Here is a 17520-nt window from a genome sequence, read left to right as displayed (position 1 = left end):
CCTAAAAGGACAAAAAAAAGCCCCTCTTAATATCTTAGGGCTCATTCTTATTAGCTGATATGCCAATGTTTATCTTTATAATTTTTTTAAAACTTATGCAGTAATTGAGAAAGATAAATTTTGGTTTGCTTCCGCATCTTTTTCTTCAGAATCCTCTTCAGCGTCTTTCTCGTTCTCTTCCTCTTCATCTAGATCAACGTCTGAATCTGTTCCATTTTCAGCGTCTTCTTCATTTGCTTCAGGTTCCTCTTCATTTTTTTCTTCAGCTTGTGGCTCTTCTTGTTCTTCTACATTAAAATCTACCAATTTATTTAATGGCTCATTGAAAAAATCTTCTGGGTTTACTTCTGTTTCCCCTTTTCGAATTTCAAAATGAACATGTGTGCCACTTTCCTCGCTGAATAAATTTTTCCCAGCAGTACCTAGCTTATCACCTTGTTTTATATCTGCACCAGGTTCAACAGCTACTTCTCCTAAACTTGCATAGTATGTTGTAATATCTTCACCATGAGACATTACAACGACATTTCCGAGTAGTGGATCTTCTTTAACTTCTGTAACTGTTCCACTTAAGGAAGCAATTACATCAAAAGCTTTTCCATCACTTGATGCAATATCAACACCTGTACTCTGATAGTAGCGATTGTTATATAGAGTTAGACCTTTTTCTTGCTCTTCTTGTTCTGCGTTGTAATCGTAAAATTTAGTTACTATTTCTGTTTGCACTTCTTCATCTACAGGCATTTTAATTACTTCTTGTTGTTGTAAAACAGATTCTGCATCCTCATCAAAATAACTTGGATTATAACTATCTGATTGTTCGTTATCATCCAGTCCTTCTATTAAATTACTTTGTACATTTTGGTACCAGACAACTCCAGTTAGAAGAAATGCGGCAATTACAATATATAGCGCTGGGAAAAACCATTTCTTCTTGAATATACGAGTCCATTTCTTTTTGGATTCGTTTGGAACTTCTTTCATATTTATCACCTCATCCACCATTGTGAACAGAATCTGAAAAATATATACATGAAATAAATAGATTTTTCAAATTTTATTGATTCTTTCTTAGATTAAGAGAAAATACCTATTGCTTTATTAATAAAACTTGATATAGTTAAGTTGACTTAATTATTAAAGGAGGTTAATTGTTGATGAAAAATTTACATTTAATCGTAAAGGAAATTAATGATGCAACACAATTTATTAATAATCAAATTTACCAAAGATACAACGAGTTACTTGATGAGAATATTACCTCTGCTCAAGATCTCCTATTAACAATCATTGATACAAACAAAAATTTAACAATTCGAGAAATTGCCGATAAATTAGAAATAACACCGAGCGCTGCAAGTCAGCAAGTTTCAAAGCTAGAAGAAATGAACTATCTAAAAAGGGAAATAAATGAAAAAAACAGAAGAGAAATCCTTGTAAGTTTAGCTATTAAAGGTGCTGAATATATCAAGAAGCAAGAAAAAATTGATCTGATTATTACGGAAAAATTATATGCTAAATTAGGCGAGGAAAAATTAACCCAATTTCGAGACATACTATTGGATTTAAAACAAATTACAATTGATACGATGAAATAATACTTTGTATGAAAACAATCTATTTTCATGATAGATGGTGGCTACGCTATGCGAAGCCATGCTGGTTTCTTATCTTGTAAAATAGTTAAGCTTAATTAATTATTAAGTTCTTTAAATTAAGGAGGAGTAAAAATGATTAGAGAAAGTACCATCTATTTAATGAGAAAAGAAGCATCCCGAGCTAAAAAAGCAAGTATTGTCGTCGGTATGGTGAAGAACGGGGAACGGGAGTATATTGGACTACTTGAAGACGGAAATAAACGTGCTGATACAGATTTGGGAGATCTATATTTTGAAATCGGCTCAACAACAAAAACATTTACTAGTTTATTATTGGCAAAGTTACTTACTGAAAATATTATTTCACTAGATGAACCAATTAGTAAATTTAAACCGGAGTACAAACAAGCACTAACTTATAATGGAAAAGAAGTAACCTTTCGTCATTTAGCAACACATACTTCAGGTTTACCAAGAGAGGACATGAAGACGATTCGAAGACAACTCAAAGAAAATAAAGAAAGGAAAAGTAATCCGTATAAAGATTTTTCACCTGCTGATTTAGATCGATTTTTTACGACTTACAAAATAAAAAGAGAGATTGGAAAAAAATTCGTATATTCTAATATTGGCCTTGGCTTACTTGCAAATACGTTATCCGACATACTTGGCATGGCGTATGAAGAAGCGATAAAAACAGAGATTTTAAAACCATTAGAAATGAACGATACATTTATTACAGTAAATAAGTCTCATCTCGATCGATACGTGCAAGCATATGACAAAAAAGGTAATTTAGTACCCCCTATCGAACTTCCTGCAATTAATGGTGCTGGAGCAATCAAAAGTACAATGAATGATATGCTAACATATGTAGAACATCAAATTGGCTTGAGAGAAAGCCCCTTACGTGAAGCGATTGCTCTTACACATGAAAAACAATCTGTTAAGGCTACTAAACAGATCGAAATGGGATTATGCTGGATGATAGAAAATAAAAAGTGGGCTGATACTCCAGTTATTCATCATGGAGGAACAACTATAGGTTTTCACACTTACTGTGGGTTTATGAAAGAACACAAGCTGGGGGTAGTTATTTATTCTACTATACAGATACCATTTATAAGACTAATTAAAATGATTACTGGATTAGAAGAAATGGTAAATGTGAATATTGCTGATTCTATTTTTAAATCCCATCTATCTTAAACAAAATCTTAAAAGAGAGCAAACATAAATGTCTGCTCTCTTATTTATTTTGCCACGAGTGCTGGAGCCGCTTCTGTAATTGTTTCTATTTCCACGTCTTGATAATAATAAGTTAAGATGTCTTTATAACCTTTTCCTTCCTCAGCCATTCCGTTGGCTCCATACTGACTCATGCCTACACCATGGCCGTACCCCTTTGTGGTAAAAATAAGATGTTCATTTTTTTGTTTAATCGAAAAGTCATTTGATCTTAACCCGAGCATATCTCTTACTTCCCGTCCTGAAAAAGTCTTATCTTGAATGGTTAATTCACTTACACGATTACTTTCAGTCCGTACTATTTTTATTGGAATGGATACACCTGCCTGTAAAGAAACACCTAATTTACTACTTATTTCATCAAGTGTAAATACTATTTGTTCTGTAAAATCCGGATGCTTTTCTTCCCAATGGCTCTCAACACTTTTTAAATATGGCAACTCATTACCCCAGTAATTTTTTGCATCTTCCGTATAACCATTGCTCATTGAAAAAAACGTAGGAGTAATCGGCTGCTTATCATAAGTAATTATTTCATTTTTCGTTGCTTTTACTGCTTCATTTACTTTTTCCATTTTCCAATGATAGTCGGAACCTAAAGTTGCTTTTAATTCATCATCATTTTTATAGACTTGGTGCTCTGTTGTATCAGAAATAACTACTTTTTCTTCCTCTTCTTGATGTAATAAGTGATTTACAATATATGTTCTTGCTGCAATTGCCTGTGCCTTTAATGCTTCCATTTCAAATTCAGCCGGCATTTCAGATGCCACCACAGATGCTACATACTTTTCTAGTGGAATCTCTTCAACTTCCCCTGAATCTGATCTTTCCACAAAAACATTCAGCTGTGAAACCTCAATATCCTCTTCATCTACTGTGACTTCCATAATATTTTCTTCTGTATAAGTGTCCGACTTCGGAATCATAACAATTAAAGTCGGAATTAACACAATCGCAAACAAGAGGATGGTAAAGAATACCAATCCTACTATATTTCGAGTAGCAGTATTACTAGAAGATAGAGGGTTATTACGATTGGATATTGCTTTTAATATTTTTTTTCGACGACGCTTTGTTTTTAACTTAGCTCCTTTAAACGTTTTTATTGGTATTCCCTCCTTGCTTAATATTAAGTCTAGTAAATCTAATCTATTGTTATATTAAAATATATACACTTTCCCTAGTTTTTAGAACCCATTTAAATGATTTCATAGATTTTAAATGAACAACCAAAAAAAATAACAGATAGAATTCTACCTGTTATTTACTAATTATAATTATATGATGAAGTTGTTATTTTATACCTAAATTATGGGATTTCAATCGCAATATTTTTTGCTTTAAAATCAAGTTTAATTACATTATCTATCGTTTCTTTTTTATCATTTTTAATTCGTTGAATATCAGCACCGAGTCGATATAACTTTTCGGCAAAATCTACATATCCACGATCTAAATGATAAAGCTCTGTTACTTCTGTTTGTCCCTCTGCACAAAGACCAGCCAGAATTAATGAAGCTGCAGCTCGTAAATCTGTCGCTTGCACTTGGGCACCTTGTAGGTTACATAATCCCTCTACAATTACACTACGACCTTCTATTTTCATATTCGCATTCATCCGACGGAATTCCTCGACATGCATAAAACGATTTTCAAATACCGTTTCTGTTACTACACTTGTTCCTTTTGCACGTAACATAGCTACCATCATCTGTGATTGCATATCAGTTGGAAAGCCTGGATGTGGTAAAGTTTTAATATCTGTAGCTTTTAAGTTTTCTGGTCCATTGACGCGAACGCCATTTTCCTCTTCTGTAATTTCCACACCCATTTCCCGTAATTTTGCAATTAACGGTCTAAGATGTTCTGTCACGACATTTTCCACTAATACATTTCCACCAGTTACCGCAGCAGCAACCATAAACGTACCTGCTTCAATCCGATCTGGGATAATCGTATGTTCAACTCCATGAAGCTTCTCTACTCCATGAATTCGGATTGTTTCCGTACCTGCGCCAACAATTTTAGCACCCATTTTATTCAAATAATTTGCCAAATCAACTATTTCTGGTTCTTTTGCACAATTTTCTATGACTGTTTTTCCTTCTGCCAAGCTTGCTGCCATCATAATATTTTCTGTCGCACCTACACTTGCAACATCTAGATAGACTGTTCCTCCTTGGAGTCTTCCATCTACATAAACTTCTACAAAGCCATTGCCAAAGTTCACTTTTGCTCCCATCGCTTCAAATCCTTTTAAGTGAAGATCAATTGGGCGGGATCCGATCGCACATCCACCAGGTAAAGCAACTTTTGCATGGCCATATCTTGCAAGTAGTGGACCTAGAACAAGTACAGAAGCTCTCATTTTCCGGACATATTCAAAAGGCGCTTCTGTCTCTAAAGCACTTGTGGCATCAATAATTACTTTATTATTTTTGAATTGGACTTTTGCGTTTAAATTTCTTAATACCTCGTTTATTATAAATACATCGTCTAAAGTTGGAACATCATAAATTACACTCTTTCCTTCGCTCGCAATTAAGCTTGCTGCCAGTACGGGAAGAACTGCATTTTTTGCTCCTTCAATTTTAACATTCCCGTTTAATTTCTTGCCACCTTTTACAACGATTTTATCCATCTGACAATTCTCCTTCAATTTCTGTTCAGTATATTAATATTCATTCAATATCATAGGCGTTCCTACAATTATTTCTGTTTTATTTTGTGTGATTTTTTTCAAAGCGATTTGGAAATTTATTTTTTCGTTATTTACAATAATTTCTTCTCCTAAAGAAGGAGAATAACCATAGAATTCTTTTTCGTATATTGATTGTTGAACATTGTCATACTGTTCTATCCTATGTACAACTTTCATTTTCTTCCAAAATTCGTCAAATAAAGACCCATCTTTAATTATACCACTGACATTGAACTTTAAACAAGTGAAATTTCTGGTAAATTTTATATTATAATCCCTTTGTAAGTCTTTTATTAAGCGACTGTAATAATTGTAAATATTGTCGTTCCATTCATCACCAGAAATTATTGTCTGTAATGTTACTTGATCCTTGCTATTTTGTTGAATGATAGCTCTAAAAGAATGATCGATTAAATCATTCGTTTTTTTACTCTCAAATGTATATATTACCGCATTTTTATATTTTGATAAAGAGATAAAGTAACTATTTTGTAACATGTTTGAAATATTGTCAAAATCATTTTTAGAAATGTCGTTAATGGATACTACTTGCCAATTTTTTAGATCCCAACCTTCTTCTTGACCCGCTTGTGCCAGTAAAAATAACTCTTGATGTGCAACTTCTTTAATCGGTGTTTGGCTTACCAATATAAACGTACATATTAAGAAAATAAATTTTTTCACGAAAAATTCCCCCTATCATTATCATTCAGTATGTACAGGAGGAACTTTTTTAAACGAAACAAATATTTACATAAATCAACATCTAAATCAAAATAAATAAATTAGATCTTGGGACCATTGAATAATATCTAAAACAAATCTACTTACTCCAGTCCCAATAACGATTGCGATAAAAATAAGAATAATCCGTGCTTCCGTAATTTTATTTTTTCGAACAAATGGTTCGACATTAATTCCTTGCAGTGCTGTCCATGCAATATAGATGAATATAACATGTGACAACATCCCAATAATTGAGAAATAGCCAATTGAAATCATATTATCACCTAACTTCTTCTTCTTGTTTATACCGTCAACAATGCCATGAACATATGGAAAAGTCAATGAAGAAATAAACTAATGAAGTCATTAAATGGTCGAGATGACTTGTATTTATTTATTAAGTTTTCTTTTCAAATTACAAAATTTTTAATATAAAATCGACATTTAAATAGTTATTTGACGAGTGAACCTAATCTTTTACGTCGAAAAAAATAAATTATTAAAACATTTCCCGGGAAATAGCGAATATTGCGTAAAAAATATAATTTTTAATGCGTGTTCAAAAAGGAGGATAAAAAGGACCAAGAAGTTCGAGGCGGCGCAGTTTCGAGCAGCGGAATGTATGCATTTAGATACATGAGTAGCGGAGAAGCAAGCATTCGTGTTGTCATTTATACCGGACTTTTTGAACATCCTCTTTTAATGAAATTGGATAAGAGGATTTTGTCGTTATTCTTAATTGAACGTAAATTATGTCTGTATTTTTGCATATATAGGAACCGTTTAACCCGGTAACCAGCTGGTTTTCTTTCATCATTGTAAAATCGTTTTTAACGATAGAACAAACGGAATAAAAACAAGATATCGGTTTATTTTAATGCCAAAATAAGCGAGTTTATCCACAGATGGTTGCGTTATCCACGCAATTCCCGATTTAACCACGGAGTTTGCTGGTTTATCCACGAGAGCATAATGTATGCTAAAAAAACAAAAAAACCTCATACACGGTCATGAGGTTTCATACTTATTTAATGTTTTGCTACTTCTATCCGATTTATTGCGCGATGAAGTGCTAATTTTGCTCGCATCACATCAATGTTCGGATTGTTTGATTCAAGTAATTTACTTGCGCGTTCTTTAGCGTGTTCTGCACGTTCAACGTCAATATCAGATGCCTTTTCGGCTGACCGGGCTAAAATGGTTACTTTATCAGGTCTTACTTCTAAAAATCCACCGTTCACCGCCAACAAATCTTCAGTATTTTCGCGTTTTAAACGCACTGCATTAATTGTTAATGGTGCAACTAGTGGGATATGACCAGGTAATATTCCAAGTTCTCCATTTTCTGCTTTGCAGCTGAGCATTTCATAATCATCTTCTAATATAGGTCCATCTGGAGTAACTACACTTACTGTTAGTGTTTTCAAAGTTGAAACACCTCCTAAACCTTAAATCATTAGCCCTGTATGAAGATGATAGGGAACTCCCTATCATCACATACCACTTTTATCTTAAGCCATTTCTTTTGCTTTTTCGACTACTTCTTCAATACGACCAACGAGACGGAATGCATCTTCCGGTAGATCGTCATATTTACCTTCCAAGATTTCTTTAAATCCTTTTACTGTTTCTTGAACTGGTACATAAGATCCTGGCTGACCAGTGAACTGTTCAGCTACGTGGAAATTTTGTGACAAGAAGAACTGAATGCGACGTGCACGTGATACAGTAAGTTTATCTTCGTCACCTAACTCGTCCATACCTAGAATTGCGATAATATCTTGCAATTCACGGTAACGCTGTAATGTGCGTTGAACCGCTGTTGCCACTTCATAATGCTCTTCCCCGACGATTTCAGGGTCAAGGGCACGAGATGTTGATGCAAGCGGGTCAACCGCTGGATAAATACCTTGCTCTGACAGACCACGGTCAAGGTTTGTTGTTGCATCTAAGTGAGCAAAAGTTGTTGCTGGCGCTGGGTCAGTATAGTCATCTGCCGGTACATAAATCGCTTGGATCGATGTAACTGAACCTTTATCCGTTGATGTAATACGTTCTTGAAGTTGCCCCATCTCTGTTGCAAGTGTTGGCTGGTAACCAACCGCAGATGGCATACGTCCAAGTAGTGCCGAAACTTCTGAACCTGCTTGAGTAAAGCGGAAAATATTGTCGATGAATAGTAACACGTCTTGTCCTTGTTCATCGCGGAAATGCTCGGCCATTGTAAGACCAGTTAGCGCAACACGCATTCTCGCACCAGGTGGTTCGTTCATTTGACCGAATACCATCGCTGTTCTTTCAATAACTCCAGAATCTTTCATCTCATAGTAAAGGTCATTACCTTCACGTGTACGCTCTCCAACTCCAGCGAATACAGAAATTCCCCCGTGTTCTTGAGCGATGTTGTTAATAAGTTCCTGAATTAAAACTGTTTTACCTACTCCTGCACCACCAAATAAACCGATTTTTCCACCTTTAATATATGGAGCAAGTAAGTCAACAACTTTAATGCCTGTTTCTAAAATTTCTGTTTCTGTTGATAAGCTTTCGAATTTCGGTGATTCACGGTGGATTGGATCAAGCTTCGTGTCTGCTGGAAGATCCTCTCCTAAATCAATGTGTTCACCTAATACGTTAAACACTCGGCCTAACGTCACGTCACCGACAGGAACAGAAATCGGTCCACCCGTAGTTTTAACGTTCATTCCACGTTGTACTCCGTCCGTTGATGACATCGCAATTGTGCGGACAGAGTTATCGCCAAGGTGTAATGCTACTTCCAATGCGAGTGTTCTAGCTTCGTTCTGTCCAGTTTCATCTGTATTATCAAATTCAACATGTAGCGCATCATAAATTTCAGGTAGTTGTCCTTCTTCAAACTTAACGTCGACAACTGGTCCCATTACTTGTGTAACATAACCTTTACTCAATCGATTTCCCTCCTAACTTCCTTTTCAAATAATCGATTCATAAATTATTCTAATGCTGCTGCTCCACCAACAATCTCGGTGATTTCCTGTGTAATAGCAGCTTGGCGGGCACGGTTAAATGATAACGTTAACTCATCGATTAGTTCGTCTGCGTTATCTGTTGCACTCTTCATTGCAGTCATACGTGCAGCATGCTCACTTGCTTTTGCTTGAAGGAGTGCACCGTAAATTAAGCTTTCTGCATATTGAGGTAAAAGAACTTTTAATATTTGTTCTTCATCTGGTTCATACTCATAGGTACTTGTCGCTTTAACACTGTCAATATTGGAAATCGGTACAAGTGTATTTATTTGTACAACTTGAGATATGGCACTTACAAACTCGTTATAAATAATGACCAGTTCATCAATTTCCTCATCTTCATATAGTTGTACAGCATTAGAAGCAATTTCCTTAATTTCTGCATATTTCGGTTGATCTTGTAGACCTACAACAGTATCTGCTACATGCATTTTCTGTTTCCGGCAAAAATCAACACCCATACGTCCAATCGCAATAACTGTATATTGCTCTGTGGATGTGTGTCTTTCTTGGACTGTTTGATGAAGTTTTCGAAGTACGTTACTATTATACGCACCTGCAAGTCCGCTGTCCGCAGTTACAATAATATAACCAGTCTTTTTCACTTCACGACGTTCTAACATTGGATGGGTAACATCCGTACTGTTAGTTGCGATATTAGCAATAACCTCCTGGATTTTATTACTGTATGAGGCGTAACGTTTCGCATTTTCTTCAGCTCTACTTAATTTAGAAGCAGACACCATTTCCATTGCTTTAGTAATTTGTTTTGTTTTCCCTGTAGACTTTATTCGATCTTGAATATCTTTAAGTGATGCCAAGCTTTTCACCACCCCTCTAAAACAGACGTATATGTGTTATTCGCATATAATTCTGTTTCATAAATTTAAATTTAGTTCCTTTCTACTGAAAAATTATGCGTTCTTTTCAGTAGGTAAGAATGTTTTCTTAAATGCTTCAACTGCTGCTGTCATATCCGCCTCATCAGCTAGTTGTCCCGTTTCTTTAATCGTATCAAGCACTTCTTTGGCATTTGTATCTGCCCATATATGGAACTCTTCTTCAAAGCGAACGATATCATCAACAGCAATATCATCTAATAATCCATGTGTTAATGCATAGATGATCATAACTTGTTTTTCAACTGGAAGCGGTTTGTGTAAGCCTTGCTTCAATACTTCAACTGTGCGTTGACCACGATTAAGTCGGGCTTGTGTTGCTTTATCAAGGTCTGAACCGAACTGAGCAAATGCTTCGAGTTCACGGTATGCAGCTAGGTCTAGACGTAGTGTACCTGCAACTTTTTTCATCGCTTTTATTTGTGCGTCTCCTCCAACACGTGATACAGATAACCCCGCATTAATCGCTGGACGCACTCCTGAGAAGAATAGATCACTCTGCAAGAAAATCTGTCCGTCTGTGATGGAAATTACGTTTGTTGGAATATAAGCTGAAATGTCCCCTGCTTGTGTTTCAACGAAAGGTAGTGCAGTTAATGAACCGCCACCTAAATCGTCATTTAATTTAGCAGCACGCTCTAAAAGGCGTGAGTGTAGATAGAATACATCCCCTGGGAAAGCCTCACGCCCTGGTGGACGACGTAAAAGTAGTGATAATTCACGATATGCCGCAGCTTGTTTAGATAAGTCATCATAAACAACAAGTACGTGTTTTCCGTTATACATGAATTCTTCACCCATAGATACTCCTGCATATGGAGCTAGGTAGAGAAGTGGTGCTGGGTCAGACGCTCCAGCAGTTACAACGATTGTATAGTCAAGTGCACCGTAACGACGAAATGTTTCGACTGTTCCACGAACAGTTGATTCCTTTTGTCCGATTGCAACATAAATACAAATCATATCTTGATCTGCTTGGTTTAAGATTGTGTCAACCGCTACAGTTGTTTTACCTGTTTGACGGTCACCAATAATAAGTTCACGCTGTCCTCTTCCGATTGGTACAAGGGCATCGATCGCTTTAATTCCAGTTTGAAGTGGTTCGTGAACCGATTTACGCGCCATAACACCTGGTGCATCGGATTCGATTGGACGTGTTTTTGCTGTTTCAATTGGACCTTTACCATCAATTGGTTGCCCTAATGGGTTTACCACTCGTCCGATTAGTTCCTCCCCTACTGGTACTTGCATGATTCGTCCTGTACGACGAACTTCATCGCCTTCTTTTATTTCTGTATATGGACCTAAAATAACGATCCCGACATTACTTTCCTCTAAGTTTTGTGCTAAACCTACGACACCGTTTGAAAATTCGACTAGTTCACCAGCCATTACATTATCCAAACCATGGGCACGTGCAATTCCGTCTCCTACTTCGATAACTGTACCGATGTCTGAGATTTCAATTTCAGAATCGTAGTTTTCAATTTGCTGTTTTATCAGCGTACTGATTTCTTCAGCAGTAATGCTCATACCATGTCACCCCTATCCTTAAATAGTACTAGATGCGAATGTTTGTTTAATTCGATATAGTTTTCCGCTAATCGATCCGTCATAAATCGTATTTCCAACTCTGATTCTTAGTCCACCAAGTACCGATGGATCTACAATATTATTAATTAATACGCTTTTTTTATCAAGTTGCTTTTTCAATGAAGCTTCTATATTTGTTTGTTCCTCTTCAGATAAAGCCCGTACGGAATAAACATCTGCTGCTGCAATTCCGTTTGCTTCATTATATTGTTCTACAAACGCATGAACGATTGAAGTAATCGTATCTATACGGTGACGCTCAACAAGAATTTTTAATGTATTCACTACATCTTTATCATTCTGTTTAAACGCTTCGTCGATTAATTTCATTTTATCTTCGTTTTTTACTCGTGGATGATTTAAAAAGTTTATAATATTTTTATCATCTTTGAAAACTGTTTTCACTAATTGTAATTCAGAAATAAGCTTATCTACTTTATTATTTTCACTAGCAAGTTGAAAAAGAGCATCTGCATATCGTTTCGCAACTACTGCTTCATTCATTGCTCTTCTCCTACCTGTTTAATATATTCTTCGATCAGTTTATCCTGATCTTGTGCGCTAATTTCTTTTTCTATTACTTTACTAGCAATCAGAACAGATAATGAAGCAACTTGATCTTGAAGTGCTTGAATCGCTTTTTCTTTTTCATTTTGAATTTCTTCTTGTGCAGCTTGTTTAATTCTTTCTGCCTCATTTTTTGCAGATGCTACAATGTCTTGTTCTTGCTTCATTCCAGCATTTTTTGCGTCTTCAATAATTTGTTGTGCTTCTTGTTTCGTCTGTTTTAGTTGTTCAACAGCCTCTTTAGATGCTTTCTCTGCTTCTGCTCGACTTTTTTCAGCTGCCTCTATTTCCCCAGCAACATACTCTTCACGTTTCTGCATCATGTTCATAACTGGTCCCCATGCAAATTTGCTCACCAAGTACATAAGCAGGATAAAGAAAATGAGCATGATAACCATATCTAATATATGAAATCCTCCTAGCACACAATTCACTCCTCTCTAGGATAATACGCTATTTAAACAAAACTGTGGCGAAGTTTAACCAAATCGCTTCGCCTAATTAAAAATCTATTATCGACCCATTACCATTAATGCAATAACTACCCCGATAATCGGAAGTGCCTCAACTAAACCAATACCGATGAACATAATTGTCTGTAATTGACCTCTTAGTTCTGGTTGACGTGCAACACCTTCAACTGTTTTACTAACAATAAGACCGTTACCAATACCTGCACCTAATGCACCTAATCCAACTGCGATTGCCGCCGCTAAAAGTCCCATAATATAAAATCCTCCCTAAAAGTATATATAATATTTTATAATTTCCAGTTTTATAATTATAAAGCTGGTTAATTAATATTTTAAGATTCCTTAATGATCTTCACTTACTTTGTGTGAAATGTAAACCATTGACAACATGGTGAAAATAAATGCTTGGATTCCTCCGATGAATACACTAAATCCTGACCATGCTAAATATGGTACTGCCCCACCGATAAATCCTAAAAATCCTGAAGTTGTTAAACCTACTAATAACGCAAGTAGTACTTCTCCTGCGAATAAGTTACCGAATAGACGTAAACCAAGTGTTAATGTGTTAGCAAATTCCTCAATAATCTTAATCGGGAATAAGAACCATACCGGAGTGAAATAACCTTTAATATATTGGTTTGTACCACGTAATTTTATTCCATAATAATGCGATAGAATAATTACTAGTGATGAAAGTGTTAATGTTAAACCTGGATCGGCTGTTGGCGATTTCCACCATACTTCCCCATTGTAAATGAAAGTTGTTATAACACCTAATATGTTTCCTACTAAAATAAACGTAAATAATGTGATTGCTAACGGTAAAAATTTTTTTCCTGTTTTCCAATCCATTGTATCGTTGATAATTCCTTTGACAAAATCAAGGATCCATTCCATGACATTTTGTGCACCTGTTGGTTTCATTTGTAACTTTCTTGCACCTAATACAGATAGGATAAAAACGATAGCGGATGTCACAATAATCATCAATACGTTTGATAAATTAACAGATAGCCAAGGAATTCCGAATAAATTTTCTATAATTGGTGCTCCATGCTCCATTTTCTCACCCCTCTTTCAAGTGATTATTTCCTATTGAACCAAATGAAATCTACCATCATAACTGGATAAGCTGTCATTAGTCCAATAATAAAACCAATAATGCTTAAATCATAACGGATTGCAATTAACACACCAAGTGCCGCTGCTGCAAACCTTGATATCGTACCAATCCCTTTCCGAGAACCTTCTCTTTCAGCTGCTTCTCCAAGGAGGTCTGTTTTACGCTGCAAGAGCCATAAATTGTAAAAACTTATACTAGTTCCCAATAACAACCCAAGAAAAAAATGCTTGTTCGGCAAAATCCCTGCCCCAATTGCAAATAGAACAAGAAGAATAAGCATCCATTTCCTTTGCCTTTTAGCCATTGTACGATAATTTGACATAATGTACTCACTTTCGTAAGACTCTAAACATTTATTTAGACATACAAAAAGTGTGGAATGTGTGTTTTTTTATGTAGATTTCTTCACATAAAAGGGAAAATGCACACAGTAATTTTATTATAATAAATTAATCCACACGAAGAATTTTACAATAGCCAATAGGTAATGTCAATTCATACAAGATGAGCTTTTGTGACTTATCTCACTTATAAAGTTACTCTATTTGCTTGAAAGGGGCAACCTTCTCTTATTTTTGAAAATTCATGACAAATTTATGAACATTTGACAAGTGTTTTTCACCAAGATTTTTCATCACTATTCATGATAATTCGTCCAATTTTTTGGATTAGCAAATCCGGCATTTCATCCCCTGTTCACCCGTGTTTTATTCCTTTATTCTTATTATGTTTAACATTTTCCTCAATCGTGTTTTCTTCACTGCAGAATTCGTCACTTAACCACATAGAAAGTGAATTAACCAGAGGGATGCCGTTATTCAGTTAATACACGATTTATCCACGGAGAACTCAGTTTAACCACGCAATACGTGCGTTAACCACGGGAGTAACCATTATCCAGCCAATATATGATTTATCCACGGAGAACTCAGTTTAACCACACAATACGTGAAGTAACCACGGGAGTAATCTTTGTCCAGCTAATACACGATTTGTCCACGGAGAATTCAGTTTAACCACGCAATACGTGCGTTATCCACGGGAGAAATCTTTGTCCAGCTAATACACGATTTATCCACGGAGAACTCAGTTTAACCACGCGATACGTGAGTTAACCACGAAAGAGAGTTACCATTGTCCAGCAAAAAACATGAGTTATCTGCGAAGCCTCTTATCCTATTTCACTCTAAAATTATTTCTGTTTCGTAATTTACAAATTCTCCGTTTTCTAACTGCACAACTATGATACCGTGAAATTTCCCACGGTGTTTTATATTTCGTCTTTTTATTTCTCCTTCATTCATACCAACGTCAAGGTTTCTCCATTTAGCTAATGTTCCTTCAAATACAAGAGAATGTGGATCATACAATTGAATTTGTACCGATTTTACGGGCTCTGGTATATACATTTGATATTTATAACTGTCTTTATCTAGCTGATTTATCTGAAAAGTAAAGCCCATTACTTTTGGATACTCCGCAGTCTCACTAATGAATACATAAGGTAGAGAAAACTCTTTTGTCCCAGCGTTCAATTGTAACCAACCCTGATAAATTCCTTTTTCTAACTCCAATGTATTCACTTTTAATTGAACAGGGATCTCTTTCTTTTCACCTGCTTCAACAGTAAATTCTTTAGGTAAATGCCAGGATAATCCCTTTTCTTTTTTGGGGATCTCAAAATAATAATTTTGCGATTCATCTGACATATTTTCAACCGTAATATTAATTGTTCTTTCATCAATATGGTGACCGAACTTTCCAAAAGATAAGAGAGGATCCATAATAATCGTATCCGTTTCAATAGCAGAAGCAATGTCAATTAATCCAGCCCCTTGCATAATTGGCTCTAATACTTCTCCTTCTTCTGAACGAATTTGTTGTGCAGTCGTTTTTATTGCTCCAAAAATTTGTTCATTCGTCCAGTCTGGTTTTGCTTCTTTTATAACAGCTATCGCTCCTGCTACGTGAGGTGACGCCATACTTGTCCCATTTAACATATCGTATCCTCCTGGTACAGTACTTAATATGTTTACACCAGGTGCGATAATATCAGGTTTTAGCATCCAGTTTACCGTTACTGGGCCACGCGAACTAAACGGTGCAATTGTTCCATCTCTAATCTGTTGTTCATTTTTAAAATAGACATCTTTCTCTAGAATGTGCTTATCAATCCATCTACCGTCTTTTGTAGATATGATTGCGATTGGTATATCCAAATTTGCCTCTTGCAATCCTGCAAGCCATTCTTGATTATTCGGTTTTATGTTATAAATAATTACAGCAACTGCACCGTCATCTCGCAGTTTTAAAACCTCGTCTACTACAGGTTTATCCATTTGTTTAACTAAACCAATTTTACCTTGTACGTTTTTTTCATTCACAGCGGCAACAATTTGATAGTCCCTTGTCAAATCCCAAGACAAAGAAAACGTTAGAGGAGACAGTTGAATTTTTCTCCTTGTCGAGGGTTCATATAAATAAGGTATTTGACTAGAAGGTTGATATGCTCCGACTGATAGGGCAGATGTGGCAGTTGCTGGTGCACCAACTGTCCAGTCTGTTGGTCCTGCATTTCCATTCGCAACTACAACTGCTACCCCGTGCTTTGCCGCTTCATTCACAGCTTTACTCGTCGGATAATCGGGCCCATTCACCGTATTTCCAAGCGATAAATTCATAACCTCTACTCCATCTTTGACCGCTTCTTCCATTGCTGCAATCACTTGTATCGATGTACCGAACCCTCCAGGGCCAAGTGCACGATAAGCATAAATAGATGCATTTGGTGCCACTCCTAATAATTTTCCGTTTGCAGCAGCAATTCCGGCGACATGAGTACCATGAGAAGTTGGCATCCCTTCCTCTTCCGTTGTTTCCATTGGTTCATCATCTAAATCTACTAAATCATATCCACCTCGATAATTTAATTTTAAATCTGGATGGTTAAAATCAATTCCTGTGTCTACAACTCCAATTTTTACTCCTTTACCCGAATATACTGTTGTATTGAGCTCCGATGGGATAAAAACATTTGCTTGTCGAAAATCTGTTGGATTATTAAACAAGTTTTGCGCCCGTTCCGTTAGTGTTGTATAAGTTTGAACAGGGTGAATTCCTTTAATAAAATGTAAATCAGTAATTTTTTCAATTCGTTCTGGACGTCCTTTTAAAGCAAGTCCATAAAACAACGTATCATATGTAGCGACCACTTCAATCGATGGATAATATGTTTCGATGTATTTTTTATGTTTTTTTGGATTACCTTTTACTTCTACGATAAGCGATACATCATTTACTTTTGAAGGTGTTGGTTTTATTTCATTTTTTATTTCAATATCAGGTACTTCAATAGAACTAAATAGCCCGGTAAATAATAAAACTATTAGTGCTATACGCAAATTAATCTCTCCTTCTCCAAGTAGTTTTTACCAAAAAAGGGAAGCTATTCATAACAATAAAAGCAAGCTTTTTTCTAAAATAAATTAAAAATACATTGTCGTTAAAAATTATGATTCTTCTTTTCTTAATGAATCACATAGCTTATACTATTAGTAAAGCAAGTTAAATACGAG

At 35.7% G+C, this 17520-nt stretch carries 17 protein-coding genes; 2 read left to right on the top strand and 15 right to left on the bottom strand.

From position 1 onward, the window contains the following. Positions 1 to 93: 93 nt before the first annotated feature. Positions 94 to 984: a M23 family metallopeptidase gene (locus tag SPD89_RS06350; RefSeq protein WP_336261115.1), complete on the bottom strand. Its 891-nt coding sequence runs from the start codon at positions 982 to 984 to the stop codon at positions 94 to 96. 173 nt (positions 985 to 1157) lie between these two features. Between SPD89_RS06350 and SPD89_RS06345 the strand changes: the two genes are divergently transcribed. Together SPD89_RS06345 and SPD89_RS06340 are read left to right on the top strand one after the other, a co-directional pair. Continuing rightward, positions 1158 to 1598 carry a MarR family winged helix-turn-helix transcriptional regulator gene (locus SPD89_RS06345; protein ID WP_336261167.1) on the top strand — a complete coding sequence of 147 codons (441 nt, stop codon included), beginning with the start codon at positions 1158 to 1160 and terminating at the stop codon, positions 1596 to 1598. A gap of 132 nt (positions 1599 to 1730) precedes the next feature. Next, the gene (locus SPD89_RS06340; RefSeq protein ID WP_336261114.1) at positions 1731 to 2807 is read left to right on the top strand and encodes a serine hydrolase domain-containing protein; all 1077 of its coding nucleotides are present in this window, start codon (positions 1731 to 1733) and stop codon (positions 2805 to 2807) included. Between the two features lie 44 nt (positions 2808 to 2851). Here the strand turns inward: SPD89_RS06340 and spoIID are convergent, their stop codons facing one another. From spoIID to SPD89_RS06270, 14 genes are all read right to left on the bottom strand, one after another. Then, complete coding sequence (gene spoIID / locus SPD89_RS06335; protein WP_336261113.1) at positions 2852 to 3832, bottom strand: stage II sporulation protein D; 981 nt, start codon at positions 3830 to 3832, stop codon at positions 2852 to 2854. Between the two features lie 326 nt (positions 3833 to 4158). Then, entirely contained in the window at positions 4159 to 5490 is a 1332-nt protein-coding gene (gene murA / locus SPD89_RS06330; protein WP_336261112.1) for a UDP-N-acetylglucosamine 1-carboxyvinyltransferase, read from the bottom strand. A gap of 33 nt (positions 5491 to 5523) precedes the next feature. Beyond that, positions 5524 to 6234 carry a YwmB family TATA-box binding protein gene (locus SPD89_RS06325; protein ID WP_336261111.1) on the bottom strand — a complete coding sequence of 237 codons (711 nt, stop codon included), beginning with the start codon at positions 6232 to 6234 and terminating at the stop codon, positions 5524 to 5526. 87 nt (positions 6235 to 6321) lie between these two features. Beyond that, a complete protein-coding gene (locus tag SPD89_RS06320) occupies positions 6322 to 6618 on the bottom strand; it encodes a DUF1146 family protein (protein WP_336261110.1) in 297 nt (98 codons plus the stop codon). Between the two features lie 686 nt (positions 6619 to 7304). Continuing rightward, a complete protein-coding gene (locus SPD89_RS06315; RefSeq protein ID WP_336261109.1) occupies positions 7305 to 7703 on the bottom strand; it encodes a F0F1 ATP synthase subunit epsilon in 399 nt (132 codons plus the stop codon). 84 nt (positions 7704 to 7787) lie between these two features. Further along, entirely contained in the window at positions 7788 to 9206 is a 1419-nt protein-coding gene (atpD, locus tag SPD89_RS06310) for a F0F1 ATP synthase subunit beta (protein WP_336261108.1), read from the bottom strand. A gap of 44 nt (positions 9207 to 9250) precedes the next feature. After that, positions 9251 to 10108 carry an ATP synthase F1 subunit gamma gene (atpG, locus tag SPD89_RS06305; RefSeq protein ID WP_336261107.1) on the bottom strand — a complete coding sequence of 286 codons (858 nt, stop codon included), beginning with the start codon at positions 10106 to 10108 and terminating at the stop codon, positions 9251 to 9253. A 93-nt stretch (positions 10109 to 10201) separates the two neighbouring features. Then, positions 10202 to 11719: a F0F1 ATP synthase subunit alpha gene (gene atpA, locus SPD89_RS06300; protein ID WP_336261106.1), complete on the bottom strand. Its 1518-nt coding sequence runs from the start codon at positions 11717 to 11719 to the stop codon at positions 10202 to 10204. Positions 11720 to 11737: 18 nt separating this feature from the next. Continuing rightward, positions 11738 to 12283, bottom strand: a complete 546-nt coding sequence (locus SPD89_RS06295; protein WP_336261105.1) for a F0F1 ATP synthase subunit delta — start codon at positions 12281 to 12283, stop codon at positions 11738 to 11740. Next, positions 12280 to 12744: a F0F1 ATP synthase subunit B gene (atpF, locus tag SPD89_RS06290; RefSeq protein ID WP_336261166.1), complete on the bottom strand. Its 465-nt coding sequence runs from the start codon at positions 12742 to 12744 to the stop codon at positions 12280 to 12282. Before atpF ends, SPD89_RS06295 begins: the two co-directional genes overlap by 4 nt. 114 nt (positions 12745 to 12858) lie before the next feature. After that, positions 12859 to 13071 (bottom strand): F0F1 ATP synthase subunit C, encoded by a 213-nt coding sequence (gene atpE / locus SPD89_RS06285; protein ID WP_336261104.1) that lies wholly within the window; start codon positions 13069 to 13071, stop codon positions 12859 to 12861. 90 nt (positions 13072 to 13161) lie between these two features. Beyond that, a complete protein-coding gene (gene atpB, locus SPD89_RS06280; RefSeq protein WP_336261103.1) occupies positions 13162 to 13884 on the bottom strand; it encodes a F0F1 ATP synthase subunit A in 723 nt (240 codons plus the stop codon). 23 nt (positions 13885 to 13907) lie between these two features. Beyond that, positions 13908 to 14267 carry an ATP synthase subunit I gene (locus tag SPD89_RS06275; RefSeq protein ID WP_336261102.1) on the bottom strand — a complete coding sequence of 120 codons (360 nt, stop codon included), beginning with the start codon at positions 14265 to 14267 and terminating at the stop codon, positions 13908 to 13910. Between the two features lie 859 nt (positions 14268 to 15126). After that, the gene (locus tag SPD89_RS06270; protein WP_336261101.1) at positions 15127 to 17346 is read right to left on the bottom strand and encodes a S8 family serine peptidase; all 2220 of its coding nucleotides are present in this window, start codon (positions 17344 to 17346) and stop codon (positions 15127 to 15129) included. Positions 17347 to 17520: the final 174 nt, after the last annotated feature.

This window comes from Pseudogracilibacillus sp. SO30301A, assembly GCF_037072025.1.
Classification (GTDB): Bacteria; Bacillota; Bacilli; order Bacillales; family Amphibacillaceae; genus Pseudogracilibacillus.
Note: the sequence above shows the minus strand (reverse complement) of the source record. Positions and strands in the feature narration are given on the sequence as shown.